Annotated in this window: 13 protein-coding genes; all 13 read right to left on the bottom strand. The window is 68.8% G+C overall.

All coding sequences use genetic code 11. The features are described from left to right. Positions 1-763, bottom strand: a 763-nt coding sequence (locus STARVERO_RS22540) for a DNA-methyltransferase (RefSeq protein WP_159602322.1), incomplete at its 3' end; no start/stop codon positions are given. After that, entirely contained in the window at positions 739-927 is a 189-nt protein-coding gene (locus STARVERO_RS23885; RefSeq protein ID WP_159602151.1) for a Com family DNA-binding transcriptional regulator, read from the bottom strand. The genes STARVERO_RS22540 and STARVERO_RS23885, both read right to left, overlap by 25 nt. A 154-nt stretch (positions 928-1,081) precedes the next feature. Next, positions 1,082-1,270, bottom strand: coding sequence for a hypothetical protein (locus STARVERO_RS22530; RefSeq protein WP_159602320.1), 189 nt, complete (start codon positions 1,268-1,270; stop codon positions 1,082-1,084). 56 nt (positions 1,271-1,326) lie between these two features. Beyond that, positions 1,327-2,340 carry a phage late control D family protein gene (locus tag STARVERO_RS22525; RefSeq protein ID WP_159602318.1) on the bottom strand — a complete coding sequence of 338 codons (1,014 nt, stop codon included), beginning with the start codon at positions 2,338-2,340 and terminating at the stop codon, positions 1,327-1,329. Between the two features lie 22 nt (positions 2,341-2,362). Next, positions 2,363-2,569, bottom strand: a complete 207-nt coding sequence (locus tag STARVERO_RS22520; protein WP_159602316.1) for a tail protein X — start codon at positions 2,567-2,569, stop codon at positions 2,363-2,365. Continuing rightward, positions 2,569-2,991 (bottom strand): phage tail protein, encoded by a 423-nt coding sequence (locus STARVERO_RS22515; protein ID WP_159602314.1) that lies wholly within the window; start codon positions 2,989-2,991, stop codon positions 2,569-2,571. The genes STARVERO_RS22520 and STARVERO_RS22515 overlap by 1 nt, the downstream gene beginning before the upstream one ends. Further along, complete coding sequence (locus STARVERO_RS22510) at positions 2,988-5,306, bottom strand: hypothetical protein (RefSeq protein WP_159602312.1); 2,319 nt, start codon at positions 5,304-5,306, stop codon at positions 2,988-2,990. The genes STARVERO_RS22515 and STARVERO_RS22510 overlap by 4 nt, the downstream gene beginning before the upstream one ends. A 3-nt stretch (positions 5,307-5,309) precedes the next feature. After that, complete coding sequence (locus STARVERO_RS23765; protein ID WP_280178171.1) at positions 5,310-5,438, bottom strand: hypothetical protein; 129 nt, start codon at positions 5,436-5,438, stop codon at positions 5,310-5,312. Then, a complete protein-coding gene (locus STARVERO_RS22505) occupies positions 5,435-5,710 on the bottom strand; it encodes a phage tail assembly protein (RefSeq protein WP_159602310.1) in 276 nt (91 codons plus the stop codon). The genes STARVERO_RS23765 and STARVERO_RS22505 overlap by 4 nt, the downstream gene beginning before the upstream one ends. 8 nt (positions 5,711-5,718) lie before the next feature. After that, complete coding sequence (locus tag STARVERO_RS22500; protein ID WP_159602308.1) at positions 5,719-6,228, bottom strand: phage major tail tube protein; 510 nt, start codon at positions 6,226-6,228, stop codon at positions 5,719-5,721. A gap of 10 nt (positions 6,229-6,238) precedes the next feature. Next, positions 6,239-7,657 carry a phage tail sheath subtilisin-like domain-containing protein gene (locus STARVERO_RS22495; RefSeq protein ID WP_159602306.1) on the bottom strand — a complete coding sequence of 473 codons (1,419 nt, stop codon included), beginning with the start codon at positions 7,655-7,657 and terminating at the stop codon, positions 6,239-6,241. A gap of 161 nt (positions 7,658-7,818) precedes the next feature. Beyond that, the gene (locus tag STARVERO_RS22490) at positions 7,819-8,334 is read right to left on the bottom strand and encodes a hypothetical protein (protein ID WP_159602304.1); all 516 of its coding nucleotides are present in this window, start codon (positions 8,332-8,334) and stop codon (positions 7,819-7,821) included. Next, positions 8,334-9,456: phage tail repeat domain-containing protein (locus STARVERO_RS22485; protein WP_244616999.1), on the bottom strand; the 1,123-nt coding region annotated here is incomplete at its 5' end. The genes STARVERO_RS22485 and STARVERO_RS22490, both read right to left, overlap by 1 nt.

Here is a 9,456-nt window from a genome sequence, read left to right as displayed (position 1 = left end):
GCGCCGAACCCCAGTCGGCCGAGGCGGTGACGGCGCAGGCTCTGTCCGCCTCCCTCAGCCGCTGGCAGGCGATCTCGAAATAGGCCGGCTCGACCTCGATGCCGACATACTCCAGCCCCCGTTCAGCGCAGGCGAGGCCGACCGTGCCGGAGCCCATGAACGGATCGAGCACCGGCCCGTCCATCACGCTGAGAAGCCCGGACATGAGCCCGACCGGCTTCCCGGCGATGTGGTGCTTGGTCTTCGGCACCGGCTCGCGGAACACTCCCGGCGCCACCGGGCCGGCGAGCGGCCGCGCCCCGTTCGTGCCCCACACCACGTACTCGGCCTGCGCCCGGTAGCGCCCGAGCTGCGGCCGGCCGCGCTCCGTCTTGTCCCAAGGGACCACGCCGCGCCAGATCCACCCGGCGCACTGGATCGCGTCGGTGGTCACCGGCAGCTGCCGCCAGTCGGTGAAGGTGGCGCAGATCGCCCCCGGCCGGACCAGCTCGCGCGCTCGGCCGAGCCAGAGCGTCGACCACGCCAGATAGGAACGCTGGTCGCGGGTATCGCCCTGGAACTCCGGGTAGAGGCCGCGATGCTCGGACGACTGATACTTCGCCGAGGTCGGCTGCGACCGGGCGGAAAGGCTGGCCCCGCCGCTGGAATAGGGCGGATCGGTCAGCACGCCGCCGAAGGAACCGGGATCGAGAGTGGCGAGCACCTCAAGTGCGTCGCCGAGATAGAGGGTGGCGTTGCCTATCCTCTCACGGTGGATGCGCATGCGTCTCTTTCTGAAAGACGCTCGCGGCGTTCTGGTGAGGGCTCTGCCGGCCTCAGGGAGTTGAGCGTGCCGCAGCGGCGGCATTTGATTTCGATCTTGCCATGGATCGCTCCATGACCGGCGCGGAACAAGAGGGCGCCGCACCCGCAGCGAATGTTCTCCATTGCCTCTGGTAGCCGAGTCGTGCGACCTCGCCGGGCTCGCCAGAGCGAAGGGGCGGGGTTGCGGTTATGTCGTGTGGCCGCTCGCGGGGTGCGTCGCCAAACCAGCCCGCGCCGGGGAAACCCGGACCCCGTCACCCTGATGGCCAAGGGAATGCTATTCGCCGTCCATCGTCCTTTCGGCCGCGCCCAACGCTGCGCCTGCCATGATCGCCCAGCCGGAAACCATCAACCAGACGACCACATAAACACCCCAGTGAAAGAAGGGCAGGAACCACCAAAGGCCCCCGGTTATGGCTGCGCCGACAGTAAACCCCCAAAGGGCATTCTTGTCCGATGGCTTCATGTCCCGTCTCCCTTGACCTAGCGGCGCGAGAGTACCGGGCAACCGCCAGCACGTCACTAATCATAGAAGCCCCCGCCTCCGCCCGATCCGCCGCCCGACGTGTTGTCGCCGCCTCCCTTGCCCTTGCCGCACTCGAACGACGTGGTGTAGCCGCCGCCTTCGATGGAATGGCGTGCCTGCTCGATCGTCCAGCGGCCCGCGATGCCGTCCCTGAAGCCTTCCATGGTGACCGGCATCTCGGCCGCGACATCGGTACGGCCGGGCATGTCGACCGACAGCGAGCCCTCGGCCCGGCCCAGCTCGCGCCCGCGCGCCTCGGCCGCCCGCAGCGCCTCCTCCTCGCTCTGGTAGGGGTGCGGCAGACGCATGATCGCCCCCTCCGCATCCGGCTGCTGGAACACCACGGTGCGCCGCTCCGCCCCGTCGCGGTCGTACCAGTCGGCCTCGATGGCGGCATGCCTCGGCCGGTCGCCGTCGGTGGCGCGGGCATTGGTGACATCGCCCGGCCGCAGCACGAGACCGCCAAGTGCGGCGCCGGAGCCCGATCGGCCGCCACCCCGCTGAACGCCGATCAGGCTGCCGTTCTTCGGCGCGAGCAGCGCGTCGTGGCGCCGGCCGAGCCGCGTCAGGAAATGCAGGTCGCTCTCCTCGGTCTGGGCGATGTAGCCGATCCGGCGCGAGGCGATCTGCGGATCGACGTTCGGCGGCAATTCGTGCTCGCCGGCGATCTTGGCGATGATCTCGCCGAGCGTCGTGTTCTCCCAGTGCCGCGTCTTCTGCGCCTTGAAGCTGTCCTTCACATCCGCCGCCTTGGCGTGGACCGTGATGGTGGCGGGGTTCGTCTCGACGCCCGTCTCGTCGACCTTGAAGGTGCCCATCAGATCGAGGCCTGTCTCGCGGTAGCCGATCCAGATGCGAAGGATGGCGCCCTTGCGCGGCAGCTCGACGGCGTTGTCCCGATCGTCGATCTCCAGTTCGAGTGTGTCGCTCTCCACGCCGTCCACGTCGGTGATGTCGATCCGCTTCAGGCGGTCGCCAAGCTTGGCCGAGACGTCGGTGCTGCCGGCCATCACCCTCCATGCTGGCCGCATGTCAGTCCCACAGCTTCACGGTGGGCTTGCGCACCGGCGACGCCGGCGCGTCGGGCAGCGTCACCGTCGTGCCGATCGGCAGCACCACGCCGCGCGCCGCCAGCCCCCGGTTCGTGTCGAGCACGGCCTCGACCAGCCCGTCGACCGTGCCGCGCTCACGCCAGACCACGAGGTCGACCGGATCGCCCTGAAGCGACGTCACCTTCATCACCAAAGCCCTCCCGCGAACCCGTCGCCGTCCTCGCCGTAGCGCCCCAGCGTGATCGAGACCTCGACCTTGCGGGGCGAGCCGTCCGCCGTGAAGAAACTCTGCCGGTCGCCCAGTTCCTCGATGACCCAGCGGCCGAGCGGCCGGCCGATGGCACCCACGGCGGCGGCCATCATGTGCACCTCGCCCGTCTCGGCCGAGAGGCCCATCTTCTCGATCTGACCGAGCCCGCCGGTGAACTGCGGATAGAGCGTGGCGGAAAGGGTGATGGTGCTCTTGGTTGCGCCCATGTGCTGCAGCGCAGGGCGCCGGCCGATGCGCTCGACCTCGACCCAGCGTCCGCCGACCTGACGGTCCAGCTCCTCATAGGCATGCTTCGTCACCTCGAAGCGGAAGGGGCCGAGCCCCATAAGCACGTTCATGGCGCCCCCTGATAGGTCGATCCGGCCTCGCCGCCGTCATGCAGCCCGCCCATGGCGCGGCGGGTGCCGCGCTCGGCCGCGCCGGCGGCGGCGGCGCCGATGGCGGCGGGCGAGGCGTTGGTGGTGGCGTTCACGGTGACGTTGTTCGTCACCGACACGGACTGCTGTGTCTGCCGGCTCTGGTCGACGTTGTTGACGACGTCGCCCATGGTCTTCGGCGCGGCCTGCGGGGCGGCGCCCGTCTCGCCGCCGGGCGTCGCCGCCGGCGCATCGCTGCCGCCCAGCCAGTCCGGCAGCGAGAAGCTGGGCATCATGCCCTTGATGTTCGCCACGGCGCCGGAGAGCCAGCCGACGAGTTCCTGCCAGCCGGCGCGGAAGCCCTCGCCGAGGCTGGTTGCCCAGCTCTTGCCGACCGCCACCATATCGGAGGCGACGGATGACAGGGTCGCCGCGATGTCCGCCTTCCAGCGCTGCACCTCGTCGACCATGGACTGCCAGTACTGGCCGGCGCTGGTGTTCTGCAGAGTCTGTTCAAGATCCGACCACCACTGCCAGTTCTCCCGCATCGCCTGCAGGCGCTGCTCGCGGGTCTTGGTCAGATCGTCGAGGATCATCGAGCCGATCGAGAACAGGCCACCGAGGGCGAACAGGCGCCGCATGCCGCTCGCGCGCCGGCCGAGCCCGCCGAGATCCGCACCCGCGCGGCGGCTGGCACCGCCGATGCGGCCGAGGCCGGCTACTCCCTCGACGGCAGCACCGGCAATGGCACGACCGATTCCGCCCTTGCCGAAAACTGATGCGATGATCCTTCCGAGCCAAAGAACGGACGAGCCAATGCCTGCAAGACCGGCCAAAATCGCCCCTATCGCCGGAATGAACGGCACGGCGACGAGGCCGATCAGCAGGTTCTCGAACCCGCCGACCGACTCGGCCGCCCATTGCACGGCGGCGGCGACGGCGCGCACATTCTCGGCGAACTTCGCCCAGTCGAAGCCCTTCACCGCCTCGCTGATTGCCACGATGGCATCGGCGATGCCGGTCGCGATGGCGTCGCGGTTCGCGAGCATCAGCTCCTGCACGGCCTCCAGAATCGGCGTGATGATCGGCAGCACGGTGGCCGCGATGGAGTCCCGCAGCCCGAGCAGGGTGTCGCCGATGTTGTCGACCGCGTCGTTGAACCGCTCGGCCTCGCCCAGCGCGTTCTCGCCCAGCACGCCGTTCAGCCGCTGGGCCTCCTCGCGCATCTTGGCGAGGGCCTCGGCGCCGAGAAGCGCGATGCGCACCATCTCGGCGCCGGCGTCGCCGAACGCCGCCTGGGCGAGCACCATGCGCTTGGACGGGTCCTTCACCCGGCTCATGGAGTCGACGACCAGGTCGAACGCCTTCGACGGGTCCTTCTCCGCGCGGAGCTTGCCGCGCAGCTTCGGATCGACCCGGCCGAGCAGCTTGTCGAGGCCACCCCGGCGCATCTTCAGTTCGCCGAGGCGCTTCTGAAACGTCTCCAGCCCGTTGTTGAGGGTTTCGAGCGGGATGTCCTGACGCTTCGCCACGAACCCCAGCTCGCGCAGCGTCTGCACACTGAAGCCGGTCTGCTTCGCGAACTTGCCCTGCGCATCCAGCGTGGTGGCGTAGGAGCGGCCGAGCGCGATGACGCCGGCGATCGAGATCCCGGTCGCCGCCACGACGCGCTGGCCGACCCAGTAGGCGGCGCGGCCGAGCGAGACCGTGGTGCGGGCGGCGTCGGCGATGCCAAGCGCCATGCCGCGCATGGAAAGCCCGAGCAGGTGGCCGGCGGCGTTGATCTGCGGCGCGGCGATACGGAACCGGCGCTGTGTGTTGATGATCGCCCGGCCGAGGGCGAACTGGCGTGCGGTGAGGCCCTGCGTCGCCCGGCTCGCCGCCTCGGCCGCGCCGGTGGACTGGCGCACCGCCGCCGTCACCTTGCGGCTGCTTTCGGCGACGTCCTTGCCGGCCTTCGCCGCGCCCTTGCTGGCGTCCGCCACCGACGCCATGGCCGAGGCGGCTGCGGTAGCCGCGCCGGTCGTGCCGGTGACGGCGCCGGTGACTTTCTTGCTGGCGTCGGCCGCGTCCTCGGCGGCCTTGGTCGCGCCCTTGGTGGCGGCGGTGGCGGCGGCGGCGGCCGAGGTCGAGGCTTGCGTCGCCGTCGTCACCGCCGCCGTGGCGCTGGTCACGCCATCGGCGGTGGCGGCGACGTCCTTCGCCGCATCGGCGATGCCGGTCAGGGCTTCCTTCGCCTTGCGGGCCGGGCCGGTGAGCTGGTCGACGAGACGAAGAACGACCGAGATCGCGTCCATGGATCACCTCAGCCGCGCCAGCGCCTCAAACCGCTCGATCGCCCGCTTGTGGTGGCGCTCCAGCTCGGCGAGCGGGAGCGCCTCGAAATACTCGATCGACGTGTGCAGGATGACCGCGCAGTCGGCGATCATTCCTTCGAGGGCTTCTCGTCCTCGAACGCCGCGAAAAAACCCTTGATGATCCCGAACACCTTGGCCGTGTCGGGCACGCTCAACGCGTCGACCTCGGCCGGGGTCAGGGTGCCGAGGTTGCAGATGGCCTCGGAGATCGCCTCCATCTCGTCCTTCGTCTGGACGGCCTTCACGAACAGCCGCAGGTCCTTGAAGGTGGGCTCGCGGAAGTGCAGCTCGGCGATCTTCTTGCCGGCGACGTCGACGGGCCTGATCAGCGTGTAGGCGGTCATGGTGTCCCTCACAGCATGCCGAGCGCGGAGCGCATGGCGATGTTCTGGTCGACGCCCCGGATGGAGCGGATGCCGTTGATCACGTCGACCTCGATCAGCACCTCGTCGCCCATGGTCAGCTTCACGTAGCTGAGGGCGAGCGCGTAGGTGAGCTTGGCCAGTTCACCGGGCGCCCAGTCGCCGAAGTCCAGCTCCTTGATGCGCCCGCGCATGTGGAACTCGGCGGCGCGATCCGCGCCGTCCTCGCCGACGAGGTAGCCCTTGTGGGTGAACGCCTTCACCGTGCCGGGCTTCAGGCCCCACAGGCTGATGACGCGCGGATCGGCGTCGACCAGCTCGGCCGAGGATTCGAGCTTCTCGTAGCCGAGGGCGATCTCCAGCGGCGCGTCCATGCCGCCGCCGCGATGCTCCTCGTTCAGCTCGGTGAACTTCGGCACGGTGAGCGTCGCGGTCGCGCCGTGCAGGCCGTAGCCATCCACGAAGGTCGAGCAGTTGCGCAGGATGTAGCTGAGAGCCATGCGCCCCTCCTCAGGCCGCGATTGCGCGGACGATCTCTTCGACCGCCTCGGTGTAGTAGTCGGGGTTCCGGTGAATGCGGAACGTCAGGCGCTCGATGGGCGCGACCGGCTCGATGTCGAAGTCGATCGTCAGTTTGCCGTCCATCAGGTTGCTGGCCGGATTGAAGTCCGGGTTGAGCCACGCGACGCCGCCGACGATGGCGCCCTCGGCCTTCAGGATGCGCAGATAGGCGTTCACGCTCTCGATGATCTCGCGCACCAGCTGGGGCGAGAACGGCCGGTCGAGCGCCCATGTGAAGGCGGCTTCCACCTCGTCGCGCACGACGTCGATGATGCGCCGAACCGACAGGAACGCCGTCGCCGGATCGCTGGAGCACGAGCGCAACCCGAAGAACCTGAAGCCATTCTCCCGGATGATCGTCGTGATCTCGTTCTCGTTGAGATAGTTGTGCTCGGAGTTGCGATCCGAGAGGTCCGCCGCGATCGGGCGGGAGACGCCGGTGATGCCGGCGATCGGCTGGTTGGAGAACGGCCACCAGAAGCCGCGTTCATTGTCCATCTTTGCCTGAAGGCCGGCGGCGTAGGCCGAGGCCGGGCGCGGCACGTTGGTGGCGAGCGCCGTGTCGAACGCAAGAGCGTGCGGGTCGATCACCATCACGCGGTCGGAGCCGTAGTCGTTGCGGTAGGAAATGGCCGCGTCGTTGGTGGTGTTCGGGCCGTCCGCCAGCACGATGCCGCGCTGCCGCTCCGCCACGCTGATCATGTTCGTGACGGCCGGGTTCGCGGTGGTGCCGATGACCGCCGTCGCCGCCGCGTCCTCGCCGCCGCCGCCGACGAAGGTGATCACCGGCGGGGCGGTGTGGCCGAGCCCCGGCTGGGTGACGATCACGGTCTGCACGCTGCCGCCCTGGACAAGGGCGACGGCCTTCGCGCCCTTGTCCGGGGTGATGACGACGGTCGGCGCGGTGGCGTAGCCGGTGCCGCCCTCGGTGACCTGAATTTCGCTGACACCCGTGGTCGGGCGCTGGCTCGTCCAGCCGGGGGCGATGTGGATCTTCGGCTTGAGCGCAATCAGCGCCGGTGCCGAGAGATGCGCGTGGACGCCGGTCTTGGCGATGGGATCGCCGCAGATATTGGCGAGGGTCGTCTCGAAGTTGGCGCCCTCATCGACACGCACGATCGAGACGATGGCGCCGATCTGCGCATAGATCGCCGCGACGGTGTCGTAGAGCGTGCCGGCACGGCCGAGCTGCGCGGCGAGCCGGGTATTACCGGCGATCGCAACCGGGCGATTGAGCGGGAAGACATCGGGATCGGCATCGGGCGCGGTGCCGGTGGCGGCGATCACGCTCGTGCGCACGCGGCGAACCGGACGGATGCCGTCCGACACCTCGATCGTCTCTACGCCGTGAAGATATTCGGTGGTCATGCCGGCCTTCCGTGCCATCTCTGCGAGAGATGGCACTAGACCGCGTGCCGCCGGCCGGATCGCCCCGGAAGCGCTTCCGGCCGGGGCGAAGAGAGGAAGGGCCGCGCGGGAGCGACCCTACAGCCGTCCCGCCGGTCTGTCGATGACGCCGGCGCCGCGCGCTATACCCGCGTCGCCGCCGTGATGAACAGCTGGTCTACCTGCTGCTCGGTCAGCTCCAGCTCTACGGCCATGGCGACGAGGTACGGGTGATTGCGCTCGATATTGAGGGCGTCCGCCCACCAGATGCGCACCAGCTCGTAGGGATGCGCCGCCACGGCCGCGTCGACCTGGGCGAGGAGACCGGCCTCGAAGAGCGCGACGCGGGCCTGCGCACGGGTGACAGATGCCGGCACGGTCGGCGGCGGAGCCGCATAGGGCGCGATCGGCCCGGCCTCGCCGTCGAGCAGGCGGGTGTAGACGTCGGCGCTGGCCGCGTTCGCGTCGCTCTCCGTCGCGGAGAAAGGCAGCCAGTCGCCTTCGGGCAGATCGAGATGCGGCGGACGGATTTCGCAGTCGATGCCACCCGCTGCATTGAAGACGGCCGAGCCCGGCTTGATCTCATAGGGGCTCGGAGCGGCGGCCGGCGGCGTCTCCTCGTACACCGGCGGCTCCACAGGGATTTCATCCTCAGACATCAGGCAACCCTCACGAAGATGCCGGCGGTCGATCCGTTGGCGCTTGGGTGGCTCATGCAACGCCACGTGCCGGGAGGCGCGCCGTTCAGGCTGGACCCCGCGATGCCGCCGCCGAACGTGATGCTCGGCCCCGCCGTCGTCGAATACCTGTATGAGCCGACCGCATCGGCGGTCTGCTGGGACACCCAGCCGTTGTTGACGTTGGTCAGGGTGGCGAAGTTCGCGTTGACCCAATCCTCAAAGGCGATCGCGCCCATATAGGTGCTGTCGATTTGAGCAACGACCTTGGCGCCGTTCCAACCGAAATAGGCGCGATTGGCACCGTAGGTCGTGACCGGCGTATATCCCAAGTTGGTCTGAAGCATCACCAATTCGCCGGTCGAAGTGCGCCGCACATACGGAGCGTTCGGGTTGTCCGATGCAATGCCGACCGTAGAAATCCAATCGAACCCCGCAGTGCTCAGCTTGCCGTTGAGCGCGGCCTGAAGGCCGCTGATCTCGCCGATCACGTGTCCATGACCGTTGTTCGACTTCCCATCCAGCGCCCCCTGAAGGCCGGTGACCTCGCTGATCGGATGGGGGTGCGACGCCGGCACTGCGCCGATGGCATTCCGCGCTGCCGCCTTGTCAGCCGACCCGAAGACCGCCCGGCCGACTTCCGTGCCGCCGAGGTTCGTCTGCGCCTGCGTCCGCTCCGCAGCGGTGCGCGTCTGCACGTCGTCGAAGCGCAAGCGGTTGCCCAGCGCGGTCGAGATCGTGGTGGCGAAGTTCAGATCTTCGCCGAGCGCCGCCGCGATCTCGGCGAAGGTGTCGAGGGTCGCCGGCGCCCCGCCGGCAAGCGCGGCGATCTTGCCGTCGATCTTGGCATCGACGGTGTCTTCCCAGCCCGAAATATGCCCCAGCAGGAGCGCGGCCGAGACCCATTTGTCGCCGATGCGAACCATGACGTGGTAGTTCGCCGGGTCCGGCGCGTCGACGTCTGAAAGGTCGTTCAACGCATGCTTGTGCGTCTTGTCCGACTTGGCGTTGAGCGCGTCGAGCAGGCCGGTGACGTGGCCGATCTCGTGCACATGCTCCCGCAGCGCGCGCAGGTCGATCGCCTGGGCGTTGGCATGGATCGCG

It is taken from the genome of Starkeya nomas, assembly GCF_902703545.1.
Lineage (GTDB): Bacteria > Pseudomonadota > Alphaproteobacteria > Rhizobiales > Xanthobacteraceae > Ancylobacter > Ancylobacter moscoviensis.
Note: the sequence above shows the minus strand (reverse complement) of the source record. Positions and strands in the feature narration are given on the sequence as shown.

Coding starts and splice junctions, on each gene's coding strand:
- STARVERO_RS22525 (WP_159602318.1), bottom strand. CDS start 2,340: ATGGCCGGCAGCACCGACGTCTCGGCCAAGCTTGGCGACCGCCTGAAG.
- STARVERO_RS22505 (WP_159602310.1), bottom strand. CDS start 5,710: ATGACCGCCTACACGCTGATCAGGCCCGTCGACGTCGCCGGCAAGAAG.
- STARVERO_RS22510 (WP_159602312.1), bottom strand. CDS start 5,306: ATGGACGCGATCTCGGTCGTTCTTCGTCTCGTCGACCAGCTCACCGGC.
- STARVERO_RS22515 (WP_159602314.1), bottom strand. CDS start 2,991: ATGAACGTGCTTATGGGGCTCGGCCCCTTCCGCTTCGAGGTGACGAAG.
- STARVERO_RS22520 (WP_159602316.1), bottom strand. CDS start 2,569: ATGAAGGTGACGTCGCTTCAGGGCGATCCGGTCGACCTCGTGGTCTGG.
- STARVERO_RS22495 (WP_159602306.1), bottom strand. CDS start 7,657: ATGACCACCGAATATCTTCACGGCGTAGAGACGATCGAGGTGTCGGAC.
- STARVERO_RS22500 (WP_159602308.1), bottom strand. CDS start 6,228: ATGGCTCTCAGCTACATCCTGCGCAACTGCTCGACCTTCGTGGATGGC.
- STARVERO_RS23765 (WP_280178171.1), bottom strand. CDS start 5,438: ATGATCGCCGACTGCGCGGTCATCCTGCACACGTCGATCGAGTATTTC.
- STARVERO_RS23885 (WP_159602151.1), bottom strand. CDS start 927: ATGGAGAACATTCGCTGCGGGTGCGGCGCCCTCTTGTTCCGCGCCGGT.
- STARVERO_RS22490 (WP_159602304.1), bottom strand. CDS start 8,334: ATGTCTGAGGATGAAATCCCTGTGGAGCCGCCGGTGTACGAGGAGACG.
- STARVERO_RS22530 (WP_159602320.1), bottom strand. CDS start 1,270: ATGAAGCCATCGGACAAGAATGCCCTTTGGGGGTTTACTGTCGGCGCA.